Source organism: Marinomonas aquiplantarum (assembly GCF_003314975.1).
Taxonomy (GTDB): domain Bacteria; phylum Pseudomonadota; class Gammaproteobacteria; order Pseudomonadales; family Marinomonadaceae; genus Marinomonas; species Marinomonas aquiplantarum.
This window is the reverse complement of sequence record NZ_QNRF01000006.1, coordinates 119076-139464: the sequence shown is the minus strand read 5'-3', so window position 1 is coordinate 139464 and position 20389 is coordinate 119076. Positions and strand designations below refer to the sequence as shown.

The 20389-nt window shown below is 44.3% G+C and carries 17 protein-coding genes; 4 read left to right on the top strand and 13 right to left on the bottom strand.

The genetic code is table 11. From position 1 onward, the window contains the following. Positions 1 to 117 precede the first annotated feature (117 nt). Positions 118 to 1443 (top strand): DNA recombination protein RmuC, encoded by a 1326-nt coding sequence (locus DFP76_RS12500; protein ID WP_113874970.1) that lies wholly within the window; start codon positions 118 to 120, stop codon positions 1441 to 1443. A gap of 1 nt (position 1444) precedes the next feature. Here the strand turns inward: DFP76_RS12500 and DFP76_RS12495 are convergent, their stop codons facing one another. The 5 genes from DFP76_RS12495 to DFP76_RS12475 form a co-directional block, all read right to left on the bottom strand. After that, on the bottom strand, positions 1445 to 2620 hold the full coding sequence (locus DFP76_RS12495; protein ID WP_113874969.1) for a cation diffusion facilitator family transporter: 1176 nt from the start codon (positions 2618 to 2620) through the stop codon (positions 1445 to 1447). A gap of 157 nt (positions 2621 to 2777) precedes the next feature. After that, positions 2778 to 3674 (bottom strand): recombination-associated protein RdgC, encoded by an 897-nt coding sequence (locus tag DFP76_RS12490; protein ID WP_063331834.1) that lies wholly within the window; start codon positions 3672 to 3674, stop codon positions 2778 to 2780. A gap of 2 nt (positions 3675 to 3676) precedes the next feature. Next, positions 3677 to 4255 carry a thymidine kinase gene (locus DFP76_RS12485; protein WP_113874968.1) on the bottom strand — a complete coding sequence of 193 codons (579 nt, stop codon included), beginning with the start codon at positions 4253 to 4255 and terminating at the stop codon, positions 3677 to 3679. Positions 4256 to 4342: 87 nt separating this feature from the next. Further along, the gene (gene ybfE, locus DFP76_RS12480) at positions 4343 to 4639 is read right to left on the bottom strand and encodes a LexA regulated protein (RefSeq protein WP_113874967.1); all 297 of its coding nucleotides are present in this window, start codon (positions 4637 to 4639) and stop codon (positions 4343 to 4345) included. A gap of 73 nt (positions 4640 to 4712) precedes the next feature. Next, complete coding sequence (locus tag DFP76_RS12475; RefSeq protein ID WP_245931933.1) at positions 4713 to 6797, bottom strand: carboxy terminal-processing peptidase; 2085 nt, start codon at positions 6795 to 6797, stop codon at positions 4713 to 4715. Positions 6798 to 6882: 85 nt separating this feature from the next. On the opposite strand from DFP76_RS12475, the gene DFP76_RS12470 reads away from it, so the two are divergent. Continuing rightward, a complete protein-coding gene (locus tag DFP76_RS12470; RefSeq protein WP_113874965.1) occupies positions 6883 to 8181 on the top strand; it encodes a M18 family aminopeptidase in 1299 nt (432 codons plus the stop codon). Between the two features lie 132 nt (positions 8182 to 8313). Here DFP76_RS12470 and DFP76_RS12465 read toward each other — a convergent pair whose 3' ends face one another. Together DFP76_RS12465 and DFP76_RS12460 are read right to left on the bottom strand one after the other, a co-directional pair. Then, positions 8314 to 9639 carry a TolC family outer membrane protein gene (locus DFP76_RS12465; protein WP_113874964.1) on the bottom strand — a complete coding sequence of 442 codons (1326 nt, stop codon included), beginning with the start codon at positions 9637 to 9639 and terminating at the stop codon, positions 8314 to 8316. A 183-nt stretch (positions 9640 to 9822) separates the two neighbouring features. Then, positions 9823 to 11049 (bottom strand): hypothetical protein, encoded by a 1227-nt coding sequence (locus DFP76_RS12460; RefSeq protein ID WP_113874963.1) that lies wholly within the window; start codon positions 11047 to 11049, stop codon positions 9823 to 9825. 105 nt (positions 11050 to 11154) lie between these two features. Between DFP76_RS12460 and DFP76_RS12455 the strand changes: the two genes are divergently transcribed. Continuing rightward, positions 11155 to 11946, top strand: coding sequence for a 5'-3' exonuclease H3TH domain-containing protein (locus DFP76_RS12455; protein ID WP_113874962.1), 792 nt, complete (start codon positions 11155 to 11157; stop codon positions 11944 to 11946). On the opposite strand, the gene DFP76_RS12450 is transcribed toward DFP76_RS12455, so the two are convergent. Both DFP76_RS12450 and DFP76_RS18135 read right to left on the bottom strand, forming a co-directional pair. Further along, on the bottom strand, positions 11943 to 12761 hold the full coding sequence (locus tag DFP76_RS12450) for a nitrate- and nitrite sensing domain-containing protein (protein ID WP_113874961.1): 819 nt from the start codon (positions 12759 to 12761) through the stop codon (positions 11943 to 11945). The two genes, DFP76_RS12455 and DFP76_RS12450, sit on opposite strands and share 4 nt — an antisense overlap. Next, positions 12758 to 13921 (bottom strand): methyl-accepting chemotaxis protein, encoded by a 1164-nt coding sequence (locus DFP76_RS18135; RefSeq protein ID WP_113874960.1) that lies wholly within the window; start codon positions 13919 to 13921, stop codon positions 12758 to 12760. Before DFP76_RS18135 ends, DFP76_RS12450 begins: the two co-directional genes overlap by 4 nt. Before the next feature lie 438 nt (positions 13922 to 14359). Here DFP76_RS18135 and gltX point away from each other — a divergent pair, with 438 nt between their 5' ends. After that, complete coding sequence (gene gltX, locus DFP76_RS12440) at positions 14360 to 15841, top strand: glutamate--tRNA ligase (protein WP_113874959.1); 1482 nt, start codon at positions 14360 to 14362, stop codon at positions 15839 to 15841. A 133-nt stretch (positions 15842 to 15974) separates the two neighbouring features. On the opposite strand, the gene DFP76_RS12435 is transcribed toward gltX, so the two are convergent. The 4 genes from DFP76_RS12435 to DFP76_RS12420 form a co-directional block, all read right to left on the bottom strand. Further along, positions 15975 to 17861, bottom strand: a complete 1887-nt coding sequence (locus DFP76_RS12435; protein ID WP_113874958.1) for a methyl-accepting chemotaxis protein — start codon at positions 17859 to 17861, stop codon at positions 15975 to 15977. 289 nt (positions 17862 to 18150) lie between these two features. Further along, complete coding sequence (locus DFP76_RS12430; RefSeq protein WP_113874957.1) at positions 18151 to 18465, bottom strand: DUF3301 domain-containing protein; 315 nt, start codon at positions 18463 to 18465, stop codon at positions 18151 to 18153. 373 nt (positions 18466 to 18838) lie between these two features. Continuing rightward, positions 18839 to 19375 (bottom strand): flavodoxin, encoded by a 537-nt coding sequence (locus DFP76_RS12425; RefSeq protein WP_113874956.1) that lies wholly within the window; start codon positions 19373 to 19375, stop codon positions 18839 to 18841. Positions 19376 to 19396: 21 nt separating this feature from the next. Next, complete coding sequence (locus DFP76_RS12420; RefSeq protein ID WP_113874955.1) at positions 19397 to 20284, bottom strand: helix-turn-helix transcriptional regulator; 888 nt, start codon at positions 20282 to 20284, stop codon at positions 19397 to 19399. Positions 20285 to 20389: the final 105 nt, after the last annotated feature.

Below are 20389 nucleotides of genomic sequence, written 5' to 3'. Positions count from 1 at the left end.
TTCGCTATAAAAAACGGTATTAAGGTAAGACCCATCAATGAATGATAGTCTAGTCTCTTCGCCGTCTCCATGACATGGTGCAAATGTCTTTATTTTGATTAGTAGGTTTATTTTTTTATGACAGATTGGCTTTGGCAATCCGTTTGGGCTTTTTCAGGCTTTTTCACAGGCACCTTGTTGGCGTCCATTATTGCGGCGCTTATTGTACAGGCTATGCGCCGTCAGTGGCAGCAGTCACATGCAAAAATTCAGCAACAAAATGAAGAATTACAACGACTTTTAGGCCAATCCAAGGATCAATTGCATTATTTGGAAAAAGAGTCCATTACCTTGGAGCAACAATTTGCGGCAGCGCAGCAAGTATGGCAAGAAAAAGAGGCGTTTTATCGGGAGCAGAAGAAGCAGAATGAGGTGGAGTTTAAGCAGCTGGCGCAAGATATTATGAGTCAGCAAGGCATGAAATTAGCGAAAGAGAACGAACGTCAGTTGGGCTCTTTGTTGACGCCACTGGGCACTCAGATTCAGAAATTTCAGGAACGAGTGGAAAAAAGCTATGAAGCCGAAGCTCGTGAGCGTTTTTCTCTCGCGAAAGAAATTAAAAACCTGCAACAACTCAACCAGAAAATCAGTGATGATGCGGTGAATCTGACCCATGCTTTGAAAGGTCAGAATAAATTACAAGGCGGTTGGGGTGAGGTCATCTTAGAGCGTATTTTGGAGCGCTCTGGGTTGGAAAAAGGCCGAGAATATCAGGTTCAGGCGTCTTATCAGACGGAAGACGGTCGTCGGTTACAGCCTGATGTGGTGATTCATTTGCCTGATAATAAACAAATCGTGGTGGATTCCAAAATGGTGCTGGTCAGTTATCTGGCTTACATGGAAGCCGAGACAGAGGATGATCGTCAACGCGCCTTGAAACAGCATTTGGACGCGGTACGTCGTCATATGAAAGAGCTGAGTGCCAAGTCGTACCAAGATTTGCCCGGTGTGTCATCGCTGGATTTTGTGCTCTTGTTCATCCCTATCGAAGCGGCGTTTGGTTTGGCATTGCAGGCGGATAACGGTTTATTTAGTGAAGCCTTTGAACACAATATCATTATTGTGGGTCCGTCTAACTTGCTGGCGACTTTGCGCACGGTGCAAAACATTTGGCGTAATGAAAAACAAAGCCAAAATGCCATTGAGATTGCCCGCCAAGCGGGTGCCATGTACGACAAGTTCTCTGGCTTTGTTCAGGATATGGATGATATTGGTAATAAATTGGATGCGGTGAATCGCAGTCATGATGCTGCATTGAAAAAATTAAGCACAGGTCGGGGGAATTTGTTGGCCAGAGCGGAAAAACTGAAGGTGATGGGGGCGAAAACCACAAAAGTCTTGCCGGAAGCGCACCTCAATCAGGCCTTAGAAAGTTCCGATGATGAGGCACGCAACGAGGACTAGATTACGCCTTCTTGGACGAATAAATCCAATGCACACTGGCGTGTTGAATGTAGCTGGTGTTGCTAAGGATAAATAAAATTTGCTGGCTGGTCGCGGCTTGCTCTTGTGAGGTGAGTTTGTCGGCCAGAGCGATGATTTCAATATCGAGCTGTTTGTTTAGGTAATGCAAACGAGTATTGTCGATGTCCAAGTAAGCTTTGTGCTCTCTTAATAAGTAACCAAAATCCGCGAGAATTTGTTGTCTTGAGGGCAACTTTAAATGAGGCGGTTTGCCTGTGGTTTCTTTACGGAAACTGTCGGTTTGGATGGTATCGTCCGTGTCCACATGCACCATTACATCCGCTACCTGAGGATGAGCTTGTTTGATGGTGTAAGCGACAAGATCACCAAGATAATGGCCTTCACTCACTGTAGCGTGGCTGGGCACATGGATGTGCATATCGAGGTAAATCTTTCCCGCCATAGAACGAGCGCGCATATCGTGCGGTGCCATGACATTTTTTAAACCATTTGCCGTCTCTTTGATTTGTGTCATCAACTTAGGATCAGGTGCGGTGTCGACCAATTCAGCGAGGTTTTCCCAGATCATGCCAATGGCCATTTTGCCGATTAATAAGGCGACAAAAATGGACGCGGCCATGTCGGCCCAAGGCAAGCCTAAATATATTCCCACCAAGCCAGCTAATACCGCGACAGAGGAGAGCGCATCACTGCGACTGTGCCATGCATTAGCGACCAGCATTTTACTTTGAATCTGCTCGCCTGCGTGTTTGGTGTAATGGAAGATGGCCTCTTTCACAACAATGGTCAACAAGATAGCAGCCAAGCCGTACCAGGTGAATTGTGCATTATGGCTGTCGTTCGTAATCGCGTCTAAGGCAATGCCAACGGCGACTAACATGAGGACAAAGCCAAGCAACACTGTGGTCAGTGTTTCAAACCTTAGGTGGCCGTAAGGGTGGTTTTCATCCGGTCCACGGCGTGCGTTGGCAGAGGTAACGTAGACAAACACATCGGTGACTAGGTCGGAGAGAGAGTGAATGCCGTCTGCGAGTAGGGCTTGTGATTGGGAAAAGTGGCCAGCAATGATTTTGGCTAAGCCCAATAAGGCATCCCAAACCGCGCCAACCAGAGTCACTTTTTTGGCTATCTTTTGTTCTTGCAGGAGTTTTGACATTTATCCACTCTAGGGTTTGAAAAAATGGTTTTTAAGGCGGCAATGGGTTGTGTTGTTATTGTGCTATTTAAGGTGCGATACCAGCTTATCTGGCTTGGCGAGCTTTCTCCCCAAGCTTATCCACGATATCTGTGGAAAAGCCTAGGGAGGCCAGAGGTTACTTGATCTCGAACCATAAACAGAACGACTCGAAAAACTCGCGCATGGTCAGTGACATTAGGGAAAAATTAGCGTCCATGTCAGACAAACCACCACCTTGAGAATCGTTAAAGGCAGCTTCTTTCAAGGCATCGTCAAATTTGATCTTACGTAGAGTCAGATCATCGTGTAGCACAAAGCTCATTTTGTCGGTCCAGCGTAATGCCAAATTTTTCACTGACATGCCTTGTTCAAGGTGACGAGTCACGTCTTCGGAAAGTGGCTCTAAGGCTTTAAAGCGGATGCTGGCTTTGTCTTCAGAGCTGTCTTGGATTTCACATTCTTCGCCGGTTTCAAGGCTGGCTGGTACTTCGTTTTTGGTCAGCCAATCGGTCATTAGGCTGGCAGGCGACACTTGCGCTTGTAGCGGTGTCATTGGGAAGCTGCCTAAGGTGGTTTGTAGGTGCTTGAAAAGCAATTCTGTCATGCTGGCATTGGTGCTGTTGAGCACCACGATCTTGGCTTTAAGATCGATATAAGCCCAAATGTCAGAGCGTTTTGAAAAGGCTTTTGGACGCAGGGTGAAGACTAATTCGTCTTTCATGTCGGCTTTTTCTTTGCGACCCACTTTACGACCTTCGATTAACTCGATTTCCGCAACTTTGGCTTCCAGTTCTTCACGAACCACGGCCGATGGCAAAACTTTTTCTTCTTTGCCTGCACGGAACAGTAAGCAGCGATCACTGGCTAGACTCCATTGCTCACTGTTACGAATCAGTGGTAACCAGCCGAAAGAGAATTCTTCCTGCGAACCGCATTCTTGTAACGGAAATTCTGGTATTTTTTTAATTAGCTCATTGGTATCCAGTGACTCCGTGTCACTTAATTGGAATATTTGGGCATTTTTAAACCACATAGTTAATCTCTCACAGCTTCTTTAAAGTGTTTTCGGCACACAGATAAGTAACGATCATTGCCGCCAATTTCTACCTGAGCCCCTTCTTTCACAGGAATTCCTTGCTCATTAACCCGTATTACCATAGTGGCTTTGCTGCCACAATGACACACGGTTTTTAATTCAATCAGTTTATCAGACCATGCTAACAAAGCTTGGCTGCCTGGGAATAACTCGCCTTGAAAATCAGTGCGAATACCGAAGGCTAAAACCGGAATGCCCATTTTATCGACCACTTCGGACAAAGCATAAACTTGTTGTTTGGTTAAAAACTGAGCCTCATCAATTAGAATACAACTTAGACGCTGTTTGGCGCTTTCGTTTTTAATCAGTTCAGTGATGTTTGTTTTATTATCAAACAAACTGGCTTGAGCGGAAATCCCAATGCGTGAAGCGATCTTGCCGGTTTCAAATCTGTCGTCAATGGAGGCGGTTAATAATAAAACCTGCATGCCTCTTTCTTGATAATTATGGGCAGATTGAAGCAGTACGGTGGATTTTCCTGCATTCATCGCTGAATAATAAAAATAGAGTTTTGCCATATAACGCTGCGTCGTTGCCAATTGAATAAAATGGGCCGGACAGTATAGCAAAACTCTAATATGAATGGCGGGTTTTCTATGGGGTGTTTATGTTGGGCTTTTTAGAGGACGTTTTTTTAGCTGTTTGGCGCCGTCTTGAATTTGTTGGAGCAGCCATTCAGAGCGTTTTAATCCGCTCATTTCACACAGTTGATCGAGTGTGTTGATGGCTTCTTGTTCGATGACAAGCTCTAATCGCTTTAAGCCCAACTTCTTTTCTTTTTGACGTTGTGCGCGTTTATTCAGCTTTAGCTGGTCTTTGCGGTTTAAGGTGCTGGTTCTTGGTCGGCCTGGGGCTTTGCCAAACAGGTCGATAGTATTACGGTCGGTGGACGCTTTAGCCATGTTGTTTTCGGTTATGTCGAGTGGATCTTGAAAGGGCGCTGACCAACATGCTTATGGTCAGTGCCCGTTAAATTTAGTTTTGTGCCGTTTGTTTTTCGGCTTGTTTTTGTGCCATCTGATTGGTGGCAATGAAATCAAGCAGAATCTCAGACGCTTCTTTTGCGTAAGTGTCTTCTTCACTGGCTTCAATGTCATCAACAGACGCCACTGGCTCTAACCCTAATGCTTTAAGACGGGTGTTCTCACGATCCAAGTCACGTTGCTCGTTTTCTTCGCGCTGATGAATACGGGTATTTTCATTAAGCGAGATGGTTTTGTATTTTTCCACCTGTTGCTTGAAATGGTCAATTTGATCATTAAGGGCGATGAAGTTGGGATCTTTTGCCATTCTTGCTTCATGACGCGGGGTCAAAATCGGCAAGTAAGCAGGCATGTTCCAATAAACAGGGTAGCGTGTTTCATGGATTTTGTCCCAGGGTAGAGGGTTGTCCAATGCGCTCTCACCAACAGACTCTTTGTCGATCAAAGAAGGGAAGGCAATGTCTGGCATAACGCCCTTGTGTTGCGTACTTTCCCCTGACACACGGTAAAACTTAGCTTGGGTGATTTTTAGCTGGCCCTTGTCTAGTTCTTGCAGTACTTGCACTGTGCCTTTGCCAAAGGTCTGGTCGCCCAGAATAAGCGCTCGACCATAGTCTTGTAATGCGCCTGCGACGATCTCGGAGGCGGAAGCACTCATACGGTTAACCAATACTGCCATCGGCCCACTGTAGGTGATGCTTGGGTCCGAATCACCTAATGGGGTAACACGACCGCTTTGGTCGCGAATCTGTACGGTTGGGCCAGAAGGGATGAAAAGCCCAGCCAAGGCGTTGGCTTCTTGTAACGAACCACCACCATTGTTGCGCAGATCTAAAATCAGTGCGGAAATGTCTTCTTTTTGCAGTTCTTCAATCAGCTTTTTGGTGTCTCGGGTGGAGCTTTTGTAGTCTTTCTCGCCAGCTTGAATAGCGGCAAAATCCGAGTAGAAAGTGGGGAGCGAAATGACACCGACTTTATAGGTTTCACCACCGCGTTCGACTTCGACGATTTCTTTTTTGGCAGACTGATCTTCCAGTTTGACTTTCTTGCGTACGATGTCGATGACTTTACTGGTTTGTGTGTCCCCTTTACTTGGGGTGATTTCCAGTCGCACAGTAGTGTCGCGTTCACCACGAATCATATCCACGACATCGTCAAGACGCATGCCGACCACGTCAATCATAGGGCCATCTTCTTGACCAACGGCAATGATTCTATCGTTCGGCGCTAGTTCGCTTTGTGTGGCGGCTGGGCCACCAGGTACTAGGCGTACTACTTTGGTGTAATCATCGTCCATCTGTAAGACAGCACCAATGCCTTCTAGTGACAAGCTCATGTTGATGTTGAAGGTTTCCGAAGCTCGTGGTGCGAAATAGCTCGTGTGTGGGTCTAATGCCGCGGTTACAGCATTGGCAAAAATTTGGAATACATCAACTGCGTTGGTTTGATCCACTTGCTTTAGTTGGTTTTTATAACGACGTTCTAGGACGGAGACAATTTTGTCTTCGTCTTCGCCATTCATTTTCAGAATCAAAGCACGGTTTTTCAAACGCTTACGCCAGTAATCGTCCAGTTCAGCCTGTGAGGTGGCCCAATGTTGATTGTCTGGGTCGGCGTTTAGGCTCTCATCAATAGTGTAATCAAAGGATTTAACCATGTCTGGCAGGTCGGCTTGGAGACTTTTAACACGGTCTTCGAAACGCTTTAAGTAGAGGTTGTAAATGGTGTAGGCCACTTGGGTATCACCATTACGAAGGGCGTCATCGAATTCATAACGATACTTTTCTAGCGCATCAATATCACTTTGTAAAAAGAAACTCTTGGTTGGATCCATGGCATCGATATAATAGTCGAATGCTTTTGTCGAAATGGTGTCGTCAATCTGAGGTCTGTTGTAGTGAATGCCTTCTAGCATTTCTACTAACTCTTTAGAAACTTGATCGTACTCATGAGGAGGTTGTAACTCCTGATAGGCGGATACGGGGGTGACGGCAAAAGAATAGCCTGTAAGTAGGCAAAGTAGTAAGCGTTTTAGGTTCATCCGGTGTCGTATCTCTCTGTCTATTTTGTACATCATTGGTAAAATCATATTAGACACAGGGCGTTAAGGCTAGCCTAAGTGTTAAAAAGTCACTTTTAAAGCATTTTGCTTATGGAAAAATATGGAATATTCACAATTTAATGATTCATTGTTGTCCTTTCTTCAAGCGTCACCCACGCCTTTCCATGCGACAGACAGCATGCGTTCGGCTCTGCTTGCAGAAGGTTATGTTGAGCTAATTGAAGAAGATAATTGGGTTATTGAAGAAGGTGGGAAGTATTTTGTTACTCGTAATGAGTCTTCCTTGATTGCGTTTACGATGCCAGTGTTGGACGTGAGTCAAACTGGTTGGCGTATGATTGGGGCGCATACGGATAGCCCATGTTTGAAATTGAAGCCGAATGCGCATGTGGATCGCTTTGGCTACCATCAGTTGGGCGTTGAAGTATACGGTGGTGTGCTGCTGCATACTTGGCTGGATCGTGATCTGTCGATTGCCGGTCGTGTCACCGCTAAAACTGACGCTGGCGATATTGTCAGTCGTCTGGTGGATTTCAAAGACCCGATTGCAGTGGTGCCGAATTTGGCGATTCATTTAAATCGCAAAGTAAATGAAGGCTTTTCGGTTAACCCGCAAGAGGAAATTTTACCTATTTTGTGTGGTGCGGATAACGAATTCGATCTTCATCAGTTGTTGATTGCTCAGCTCGGGCTACAGCATCCTGATTTGTCGGTGGCACAGGTGTTGGATTTTGAATTGAGCCTTTATGATACTCAGCCAGCGGCCTTGGTTGGTTTGCATAAAGAGTACATTTGCTCCGCTAGGCTAGATAACTTGTTGAGCTGTTACGTAGGCTTGCAAGCTTTGTTAAGCTCCAGCAATGAGCGTCCTAGTTTGCTGATTTGTACCGATCACGAAGAGATAGGCAGTTTGTCGGCGTGTGGTGCCAATGGGCCGTTCTTGGACGATGTATTACGACGTTTATCGCCTAACCCAGAGCAATTCGTACAAGCGATCCAGCGTTCTATGTTGGTGTCGGCGGATAACGCTCATGCCTTGCACCCGAACTATGCCAATCGTCACGATAACAACCATGCGCCAGCGATTAACAAAGGCGCGGTAATTAAGGTCAATGCGAATCAACGTTATGCGACCAACAGTGAAACAGCGAGTATTTATCGTGATGTTGCAGCACAAGAAAATTACGATGTACAAACCTTTGTCGTGCGCAGTGACATGGGGTGTGGCAGTACCATCGGACCTATTACCTCAGGAGAAATTGGTGTGCCAACGATAGACATAGGTTTGCCAACCTTTGGTATGCACTCGATTCGTGAGTTGGCTGGTAGTCATGATGCATTCGGTTTGTATAAGGTGCTGGCGCGCTTTACTAAACGAGATAAATTGATGACTCGTTAAGGGAAACCGTACTCAGTATGCCTGTTGTAAACAGCTGACGGAAGGAGTCATTAGCCTTGTGTCAGGCAGTAAACATAAAAAAAACCACCGCATTGTTATGCGGTGGTTTTTTTTTGAGCCAAATACAGAGTGTTAGTTTTGAGCAACCAACCATTTATCAAGTTGTTTGATCTTATCTTCCGTTAAGTCACCGGTTGCTTCTAACAAGCTAAGTTGCTTTAGAACGAAGTTATAACGGTATTGCTCATAAGTATTTTGCGCATCGTATAAATTTGATTGCGCGTCTAGTAATTCAACTAGGTTACGAGTCCCCACATCATAGCCGGCTTTGGTGGCTTCTAAAGCACTGTTACGTGAGCGAATTAGCTGCTGTTGTGCTTCAATTTGTGCCACTGCCGTTTGCAGGTCAAGGTACAAGCTACGAATATTTAACTCGATAGATTGTAATGAACTGGCTTTTTGTTCGATTGCTGACTCCGCTTCAGCGGAGGCCTGGCGAACAGAAGCGTTAATCGCGCCACCACTGTACAGCGGAATGCTAACACCTAAGGAAAGCGCCGTGGTATTCGTTGCGCCACTGGCTAAAGAACTGGATGTTATGCTGTAGTCATTGTCGGTGCGAGAAAGTGAACCCGTAATGGCAACCGTTGGTGTGCGGCCATTGGCTTTTTGAATGCTGATATTGTTTTCCGCACTTTCTACGGCTAGGTCTAAGATTTTCAGCTCTTTGTTGTCTTTTTGTGCTTTTGCGATCAAAGCATCAACCGTCATGCTTGGGTCAAGGCGAATAGGGTAGTCAGCCGATAGGGTTGGAATGCTGTTGATGACACGGCCTGTTCTTTGGTACAAGGCTTTTTGCGCGTAGGCCACACTTGAACGTGCACTTAATTCGGTCACTCGAACAGCATCGTATTCGGCTTGAGCATCTTGTAGATCTGTAATGGACGCTAAGCCCACTTCGTATTGTTTCTTAGCACGATCCAATTGGCTGGCAGTACTTTTTACCAAGGCTTCAGTGGTTTGTAAGGTTGACTGAGCAATCAATAAATTGAAGTATTCAGTCAGTGTGGTCAGCGCCAAGTCTTCTTCAGAGTTTTCGTAACTGACACCCGCACTGACAGAGCTGATTTCGACCGCATCAACCGCGTAGCCAAGGGCTGGAGAATAGATAGGGTAATTCAGTTCTAGGGCCAAGGAGTTTGAATTGTTGTCGTATTCAACTGAAGGGCTGTCTACGTCGGTATAACCCAAGCTACCACTGAAACTAATTTGTGGGTAGAGATTACCCTTAGTTACCGTGACACCTTCTTTTTGTGCTTGGTAAGTTGCGGCAGCAGCACGTAAGCCAGGATCATTTTGTTTCGCCAGTTTATAGACTTCGTAAATGCTTTCGGCTTGAACCGCTGTACTGCTCAAAACAGCAGCCGTTATCAAAGATGAGATAATATGCTTTTTCATAGATTTCTGTAGGCTCATAGTATGAAATTTAGTTATAATACTAGCGTAACTTCTGGTCTTGTGGCAGTGCCATTTTCGCTATATCTATTATGACTACTGACCATATCATAACGAAATGTTTTGAATAGGCTTCTAATGTGGAAACTTATTGCAAGCCACTGACTTCCTTGTCTTTATAAAATTTTATTTTTTCACCTCAATTGTATAAGTGATGACTTTTTCTTGTTGCGGCGCCAGTTTGTCGGCGATCAGTAAGCCATTGGCAGCGGTTTTAGTGACGTGATTGGCTTTAATAATATCGACAATGCCATTGGTGTTCTGCTGCAAAGCAAACTCCGCCATTTTTGTATCATGATTTTTTACTGTCAGCTGCCAAACTTGGCGACTAGGCAATTGTTTAGATGAGGCGTTAACTAAGGTTAGGTGCCCACTGATGGCTTGGCTTTTATTGGTGATCACTTCTTGCGTTTGACCTGCTCGCATCTGATTTAGGCTGACTTGGTTGGCCGGAATTAATAGCGGACCTTGCTGCCAGAAGGTGTTGTAACGTCCCGGCATGCTGTCTTGCTTTAAGGTAAAAGTGAGTTGGTTATGGAAGTTCAGAGGTATACGGCCAAGCTGTCCGCTATGAGTGAACTGTGTGGCTATGTGACGTTGCTCTTGTATCTTCAAGGTATCACTGGGTAGAGCATACAAGGTGCTGGAATAAGAAGCCAATTCGACCTGGTCGGCTAAGGGGAATACCACTTCATTGTCTTGATAGCTAACTTGTGGTGCCGCTGAATCGAGCATCATAGTGGCTCGTTCGGTTTTGAACTGTGGACTGGGCTGTTGGTGAGAGTAATGCAGCAAGCTAGAGTCTAACACCAATGCTTGGTTGGACTGATTCGTCATTAAGGCTTGCTGAGTCAAGGTTACCTTGTTGTCACTAAAAATGAGATTCAGTTGTGGTGTCCAGGACAGCAAATCTGTCTGGTAGCTGATGGACAGTTTGTTTGTATTTTGTTTTGGTTCATTATGGGATTCGAGTGGAATCAGATAAAAGTCACCCATTGGCAAGGTGACGGGGCGATTATTAAGGCTGAGAGTAAAGGTATGCTGAGCTTGATTGACCTGAGTGAGTAAGCCGGTGTAGTTGAGGTCTCTGTGTTTATGTTCGACGCGAATTTTGCTGTCAATTTGGTTAAGCCATTGTCGTTCAGAATCATTGCCAAGGTATTCAATTGGTCTGAAGTCGGTGGCTAATGGTAATACACTGCCCGTGACTGGGGGTAAAGTCAGTGTGTTGTTGTCTTCGACAATCTGGCTGTTTTGTAAGCCAATAACCGCTTTAATTGGGGTCGCCAGCACGGGCTGACACAAAGCGCTTAGTACTAAAACTGTCATTGTTTGAGCGTGTGATTTATGCATAACTCAGAATCCTTCTCGTGTTTTTAACATCTTATGATCGTGCCATCTGCTTCCTCATGTTAACCTAATGGCAACGAAATATAGTTGGAAATATAGGTCATTTGTGTGGATAAAACATTACTGATTATTGACGGTTTGAATTTGATTCGACGACTTTATGCGGCATTGGAAGCCGAGCAAGATGCTGTTCGTCGGGTTGAACGCACACAGAGTATTGCGATTGATGCGTTGAGTAAATTAGCGCAACAATTTGAGCCTGATTATGCGGTCGTGGTGTTTGATTCAAACGGTAAAACTTGGCGCCATCAGGTCTATCCTGAATACAAATTGGGCCGCGTTCCCATGGACGATGCGTTATTGGAGTCGTTAGACGATTTTGCCAGGGTGTTTCGTTTTAATCGTTTTCCCTGTCTTCGTATGGAAGGTTGGGAAGCGGACGATTTGATTGCTACTTTGGCGGTTAAGGCGTCCCAACACAAGGTGACGTCTTATATTGTCTCGACCGATAAAGGATTTACTCAATTATTAGGTGATGAATGCATACTCCAGTATGACTATTTTGCCAAGCTGGGTTACAACAAAGCTTGGGTGCCTGGTAAATATGGTGTTCAGGCAGAGCAATTGATGGATTATTGGGCTTTAGTAGGCGACACCACTAATCGTATTCCAGGGGTAAAAGGCATTGGCCCGAAAACGGCGTTAAGCATCATTGCGGATGCCCCGACCATTGAAGACATTTATGCCAATCTGTCGCATTTTCCTGAACGTATTCAAAAGCTCCTCGCTGGTGGCTATGAACAGTGCTTGCTGTCGCGCTCTTTAGTGTCGTTAAAGACAGATGTGTCATTGGGCTTTTCTTTATCGAAACTCAAGTACCAACCAAAAAGTGAAGCTTAACGAAACGCTTGCTTAAGTTCGGTCAGACGATTATTCACCACGTCAAACAACTGGTTGATGATCTGGCTCGCGTCTTGAAATAGGCCATCTGGATCACGCTGACTCAGTGTATCTTGTTCCACACTGCGTTTTATTTCACCAATGAATTGTTGCAGAACTTGATTGCTGTTCGCCGGCAATAATTGACTTAATTTCGCATGATGCTCAGTGATTTTTTCTAAGGTAAAAATAAGCTGTAGCTTTTTATCTGAACTCAAGTCCTGCTTACTAGCCACTTGTACACTTAGGGCGCGAATTTGGCCTAGAGCTTCGGCTAACTCTGGTAGCGTTTTAACCAGTTGCTGTGCCGTCTGGCGCACCGTTTTCTGGCGGCTTGTGGTGAGGGCAAACTCATCTGCGAGATCCCATAAAGCGTCCAGTTGGCGATTGATTAAGCCCGTGTGCAGCTGGAAGCTTTGACTGCTTTGGATCGCGTTGTTTTGTAGCAGCTTTAACCACTGTTTATGAGCATATTGAATACTGAGTTGTGCTGGATAGGCATGTTTTTTTTCAAAAGACAGTATCGCATCGTATTGAGTTTGAATGTCTTTTTCTACCTGAGTCAATTTGTCTTTGAAATCTAGGTTGCCATTTAACAAGCCGCTGTGCATTCCTCTATGTTGTTGTGTCAGTTTGATGAGTTCAACAAAATATTGGACACCTTGGATGCCTTCTATTGTGTGTTTTTTGGCATGAATTTCACTGTAAAGGTGTCTGATAAGTGCCAGAGTGATAATGGTAAAGCTGGTGATACCGAGCAGGATGATTACATTCATGACAAGGTTTCCTTTTGATCCAAGCGAGATGAAAGCCATTCCAGATATTTGACCATGTCCTTTGCGTCTTGACTGGCCTTGCTGTGTTGTTCGCTAACGCTGCTAATGCTTTTTAGTCGACCTGACATCTTATTGTTGGTTTGTTGGAATTCACTAATGCCTTGCATTGATTGTTTGACTTCTCGTTGGGTTGATTGAGCGGCGTCATAGATGGCAGAGAGAGCAGAGTGTGCTTCCCCGGAGCCTTTTGAAGCTAAGTCAGCGAAGTCAATTAACTTTAAACTGGTTTGTTCTGAAGCATGCACTTGAGTGGCAATGGAGTTCACCATTAAGCCAATATCTTGAGCTGCCAGTTCGGTGTTGGACGCCAGCTCTCTTACTTCGTTTGCGACAACGGCAAAGCCCCGACCGGCTTCACCAGCTCGAGCAGATTCAATGGCAGCATTAAGGGACAATAAATTAATGTTCGATGTGATTTGTTCTATGGTGGCAACGAAGCCTTTGATTTTCTCTGTGGTTTGAATGAGTTCCTGCATTTGTGCTTGGTTTTCTGACACAGTGGCTTGCATGCTGGTGATTTGTTGACCGAGATTCGCCAGTGCTACCTGTCCATTTTGTGAATGATGGTGTGTTTGGTGTGCCATGTCTAAGGTGGTTTGTATACGAGCCAAAATATCATCAATGGCGATACTCATCGCCGCACTTTCTTTTACTAAGGTATCCAGCGCTTGATGCTCTTCAGCGGCCCCTTGAGCGACCATGTTAGAAGAGGTTTGTAATTCATTTGCGGTGTATTGGGTTTCTTGTGAGCAGCTGGTGAGTAAATGTTGTTTGCGATTAAGGTGACGCAGTAGGTTATTAATCTGGCTGGCAAGGTGGTTAAATTCTTTATCGTTGTGGGACAGTTCTAAGGTGTGGCTGGAGTCGAGTGTTTGCAGATGTCGGTTAAGCTCTTTGATTCTCTGCTGAGTTAAGTGGCTGGCAGACATGGCAAAGTACACCAACAGACTGGTGCTAACTAAAATCACTGTCTGAGCTTGAGGTTGTAAAAATGACCAATACAGGGCTGAGATAGCAAGCGCACCAAGTAGAAACATGATGATAAGACGTGCGTAATAGGGGAGAGCCGTTATGAGTATGGTTCCTGGTTTCAGTAGCATGTTGGTCCTTCATTGTCATGATAGAGTGTTTATCAAAGCAATAAACAGACCAGTAAGGCTGAAAGTGAATTCATTTAGTGCGCAATACGATACTTACGTGGAACATAAAGAGGCATTGCTAGGGCAATTTGAATGCGTATTTGCTCCCTAATATCTTATGAATAGGCGTCAATTTGCCTCAATTTGTGAACTTTGAGCGAATGAGATCAGCCGAACAGGAAGAGTGGGGAAGGCAGACAAGTGTGCTTGATTTTTGTGCATGTTTGATTCGGTAGGGACGATTTTGAGCACGCTGGAAGCATTGGGTCAGTTCGTTTCCGCTTCACAAAGAGAAATATCCAGCCAAGTGAGGAAAAGATGACGGCAGCCCCTTACTCATCCTAGTCGAGATGCTTATAATAGGCCCATCTTTGTAGAAAGCGGATAATTGAGAACATTATGTCTGAGGTAAGAACACGTATTGCCCCGTCACCAACGGGTGATCCTCATGTTGGTACGGCTTATATTGCATTATTTAATATGGCGTTTGCACGCAAAATGGGCGGTAAGTTTATTTTGCGTATTGAAGACACCGACCAGACTCGTAGTACGCCTGAATCAGAAAAAATGATTCTCGACGCTTTGCGTTGGTTGGGATTAGATTGGGCTGAAGGTCCAGACGTTGGGGGTGAATACGGCCCTTATCGTCAAAGTGAGCGCGGTGATATTTATGGTCAATATGCACGTGAGTTAGTCGAAAAAGGCCATGCGTTTTATGCTTTTGAAACACCGGAAGAGCTGGATCAAATGCGCGCTGAGCAAAAAGAACAAGGCTTGCCGCAAAAGTACGATGGTCGAGCATTGCTGCTGTCTGAGGAAGAAGTACAAGCCAAGCTAGATGCTGGTGTGCCATACGTCATTCGTATGAAAGTACCAGAAGAAGGCGTGTGTGTGGTACAAGACATGTTGCGCGGCACCATTGAAATTGACTGGGCTCAAGTCGACATGCAAGTGTTGTTAAAAGCCGATGGTATGCCAACGTACCACCTAGCGAATGTTGTAGACGATCATTTGATGCAGATTACTCACGTGATTCGTGGTGAGGAATGGATCAATTCAGCACCTAAACACATTTTGCTGTATCAATACTTCGGTTGGGACATGCCAACCTTATGCCACATGCCGTTGTTGCGTAACCCTGATAAGTCCAAGCTGTCTAAGCGTAAAAATCCGACCAGTATTTTGTACTACCAACGCATGGGTTACATGGCAGAAGCCGTGATCAACTACCTAGGTCGTATGGGTTGGTCTATGCCGGATGAGCGTGAAAAGTTCTCGTTGGATGACATGATTGAGCATTTCGACATTCAGCGTGTTTCCCTTGGCGGTCCGGTATTTGATGTTGAAAAGCTAAGCTGGTTGAACGGCATGTGGATTCGCGAAGACCTAACCCCAGAAAGCTTCGCGCAGAAGTATGTAGAATGGGCGTTGAATCCTGAATACTTGATGAAAATCTTACCTTTGGTGATGCCACGAGTAGAAACTTTCTCGGACGTGGCCGATGTGGCTGGCTTCTTCTTGAAAGGTTTACTGCCATTGACCAAAGAAGACTTTGCTAGCATCAAGATGGAAGAAGAAAACCTGCGTAAAGCCATGCAATTTGCTTTATGGCGCTTGGAAGCGCTAAACAAGTGGGAAAAAGACAACATCTTTAACGAAATGAAGTCTTTGGCGCAAGCTATGGACATCAAGCCAAAAGATTTCTTTGCGCCTTTATTTGTCGCTATTTCAGGTACGACAGCGTCGGTATCGGTTTTTGATGCCATGGCTATTTTGGGTTCAGACATTTCTCGAGCTCGTATGCGTACAGCAGTGAATGCACTTGGTGGACCATCTAAGAAAGAAACTAAGCGCTGGGAGAAAGAATTCGCTGCTCTGTAATCAGAGAGGTATTCTAATAAGGGGGATTAGTAGAGGATAATGCCTTCTACTTGTTGCTCTTAAAGCGCACATAAAAAAACCGGCCACTGGCCGGTTTTTTTGTTGCTATAGAGAGCGTTAGGTTAGCTCAGCATTATTTCGTGGTAAAAACACTTGTCTTACTGTCTAGGCTAGAAACCTGGTTATGGATGTCTCTGGTGTTGCCTTCAATGCTGTTGATGAAGTTATTATCACGTTGCAGTTGTTGTGCAATCTTATCCATTTCTTCGCTCATATGAATGGCTGTTTTAGCCACCTCTTGGATAGAACGTGCCATTTCAACAGAAGAAGAAGAGCTGGTTTGCGCATTTTGCTCGATTTCACGAATAGCCAGTTCCGCTTTTTCACTGAAGTCTTCGATGGCATGCAGGTTCTCTTGACCATTCTTCATGGTTTCAATGGCATTTTGAGTAGACGACTGAATAGTGCTAACAATGTCTGTGATTTTGGCTGTGGCATCGACGGTTTTCTCTGCCAATGAGCGTACTTCATCAGCAACAACCGAGAAACCTCGGCCGGCTTCACCCGCACGAGCCGCTTCAATGGCAGCGTTCAAGGCAAGCAAGTTTGTTTGGTTAGCCAAGTCGTTGATCATCGCAATTACATTATCAATGTCTTTTGACAATTGACCAAGTTCGTTTAGCTGCTCGCTGGTCTTGTTCACAACTTGGATCGTCGTTGATAGATTAGAAATCGCGCCATTGATGGTTTCAGCGCCTAATTTAGCTGACTCATACGTATTTTGAGATTGTGAGCTCAGATCCTCTGTGGTGTGGGAAATGCTCGAAATCGTCGTTGAGATTTCTTCTGTCGCAGCCGCAAGAGAGTTGGTCTGCTCGCTCACAGAACGGTTGCTTTGAGCAATGCTTGTCACTGAGGTGTTCAGTTCTGTGACCATGCCACTGACGTCTCGAGTCGTCGTGACAACATCGCCAATAACGGTCCCTAAACCTGTGGTCATTTCATTCACTGAGCTACACAACGAATCAAACTCATCATTACGTTTGTTATTCACTGTTAAGCGTGCTGTTAAGTCGCCGCTTTTCACCTTGCCCAAATCTGAGATGATTTGGTTTAGGGTTTTTTTCACGTTGCTACCAATGCTGGCCATCATTAATGCAGCAATAATCGCGACAGCAATACTTACAATGATGACGCTAATACTGGCTTGCTGGGAGCTTGCTGAGGCTTGCTGACGAGCTTCTGTAACCGCTTGTTGCATATAATTAGCGGCTGCTAAACGGGTTTCGCTGAAGTTCTTTTTAGCGGTGCCGAAAGCATTTTGCATTTGGCTAAGTGTTTGGTTTTCGGTATCAAAATTTTCGACGGCAGTGAAGTATTGATTGATGACTTCGCCAAAGCGTTCTTCAAGACCAAAGTTGGTAACACGTTTAAAGAACTTCTCATATCGTTCCATGAAAACTTGTTTGTTTTCTGCATTTGGTTCGAATATGTAGTTTTTTTCTGCTTCACGTACAGGTAGGAATTCTTGCTTAACCAAGCTTAGGAATGAAATTTCTTCCGTCACTGTCTCGCCTAAGCTGGAGATGGAACCTTTTAAACCAGAAGTACCATTAAACCCTACTTTTTGTTTCTGAATGACCAGCTGTTTTAACGCTGTGTTGTAAAGATCCAAAGAGGCGGCAATTTGAGTAAGGTTTTCTTTGGCACCTTCATCTTGAAGCAGTTCAAGATCTTTGTTCAGAATTACGGTGAAATTTTCGTAATTTGTATCAAGTGTTGCGATAAACGCATCAAAGCTTGAATCATCAATGCTGGAAAGTGATTCGTATTCTTCCATTAAAGTAATGGTGAGGGAGGAGAGATCTTTATCGACTGTGGTGAGTCGGTCAAATTGTGATGAGGATGTCTCTTGAACATTTAATCCCTGCAATGCGACGGCGGTAACTACCACAAAGCCAAGAACTGCTGCTATCAAGAGAGAGAGTAACTTGGTGCGAAAACTTAGATTTGCCAACATATGAAATCCTGCATTTATTATTATTTATTGATGAAATAATCGTTTAGATCATTTCTTCACTTTTGCTTGTTTTTGTACCTCATGATTCGGTCAGATCACTATTAGGAAAATGTAAACAAAAGTTACTAAAGTATATTATTGCTTGATTTACCATGAATGCAATCATATTAAGCGCTTTTTAAGCAAGAAAATTGCATTTTAATCGCTGTGAGCCATTTTCAATGGCTTTACCTTGAGAATTAAGAGGTTAGCAGAAAAAAACTATGCTTTGTCGATAGCTTAAGTTTACTTAAATATCGTGTGGGCTAAGCCAAATTTTAGTTTGCTGTTTGCCAATGAAGGTAATGGTACCAGTGTACCTGGCGATACCGGATGAGCTGAATTCAAATTTATACACTCGCTTAATCATCAAATTACCCTGATGCCAGCAAGGCCACCATTTTATACCGGCAACGCTTTGGTCTAGCAATTGTAAGTGATAGGACTCGCAATGTTGTTTAACCGCTAGTGTTGCTTGTTCTCGAATGGCGATGTTACGCCACCAAGCATAGACCATGCTGGCGAATATAAGAACGATGATGATGTCGGTTAGCTGCAGATTCATAATAGAGGTCTTAAAATCAGAAGTGTTCAACATGATAACGAAATTATTGAATTAAGATAACCAAAAGCTTGAACGAGCTGATCGGAGAAGGTGAGAGCGAGTGTATTTGACGGGATGTCTGATTTATTTATGTATGTAGACTAAGGTTAGGCTTAAGTATACATATTATTACGGTCATTCAAGCCGAGAAATAAATACGTGGCTACCTCCAAGCAGGAGAGAAAGGAGAGGTAGCCACGTTCTTTACGCAACGAAGAGCAAGTCGTATAATAACCTCATTGCTACTAAGTAAAATTTGGGCATTCGGGGCAGCGAATGTGTGGGAATCCAAATTGAGTCGTTTACTTAATATCAATGGCCAGTCAGTTGGTTATTATGCGGCCTCCACAGCTCTTTCAGCGTAAAGCTGGATAACCCACTGCTCAATGCGTTCGTCAGTGAGTTCAAATTGTTGGTCTTCGTCAATGGCGAGACCAATGAAACTTTCCTTATTTTCAACACAAGCTCGCGATGCTTCAAACTCGTAACCTTCCGTTGACCATTGGCCAATGAAAGTGGCTTTGGTTGGCAATAGTTTTTCATACAACCAGCCCATCGCATCCACAAAATAATCTCCGTAACCAAATTGGTCACCTAAGCCGTATAAGGCAACGGTAGTGTTCTCAAGAGAAAGTTCAGTAAGCTGATCTTCAATGTCTTCCCAGTCAGATTGGATACCGCCAAAATCCCATGTTGGGATGCCAAGTATTAAAGTGGCGTATTCTTGTAACTGGCTGACTTCAATGTCTTTGATGTTGAAGATATCAACCTGTTCACCCAGTTCTTCCCATTGTTTTGCAATCTTGTGTCCGACTTCTTCGGTGTTATTGGTATCAGTACCGTAAATCAGGGCTATTGATGCTTGAGCCATTTTGTAATCTATTCCTATTTCTTAATGGATTTGGCCGTAATGATGACTACTGACGCCAAAATGTTTAATAAAAGCCGCTTCAAATTGATCTTCAGAAAAGCCACTTTCTGCCACGATGTGAGATTTCGCTGTTGGATCTTGTCTTAATCTCGCTGCAGCGTATTTTATCTTGCTTTGAGTGCAATAGCTTTCAATTGATTGCCCGACAACCAAATAGAAACCAATCATCAAAGCTTCAGTGTTTAAACCGGTTAACGTTGCCAGTTTTTGAACCGTAATCTTGTCGTGTTCTGGTGCTTCAATCAGGTTTTGAGCATGGAACAATTTACTCTGACAATCTTCACAGCGAGAAAGATGACTGAGCATTTGTAACTGCTCAATTAAGGTGAAAATAACCGAATAAATATGACCCGCAAGGCTAATGGAGTGACCGTTATGAGCCAACACAGGTGCAATGATCTGTTTTGTTTTAGTGGTCATAGGAAGGCTGATCGTCATGCCATTATCTGATAAGGCTTTTTGCATAGAAGAAAAATGCTGAATGATTTGATCTTCCGTTTCACCCAATACAGAAGCCAATAAATTTGGGCTAATGCGAATTTGCAGTAGACTTTGCTGCTGGCCTTTTGCCATCTCGAAATGACCGCTAATTGGGCTTGCTTGGTAACGTATTTGTACGGATTGAATGTCTTCAACGGTACGAATGGCCTGCGTTCCAAGAAATGAAAAGTACAACCCAGCCTGAGCTTCTTCTTCCAAGGTTACGTCTTGTTGAGCCTGTATGTGGTGATTCAACAAGGTTAAATTCGGTAGCAAAGACAATAGATGCTTATGCCCAGATAAGACATCAGCAACAGGTTCTTTTACCTGTCCTTGGTTGTCGTAAATATCTTGCATGTGAACTTGCATCTCTTTGCGCCTCTAACTTGATAATGGTTATCATTAAAGAGGTTTTTTTAAATGAATGCAAGTGATTCTCATTAAATATTTTATATAAATTTTCAGGGGCTGATA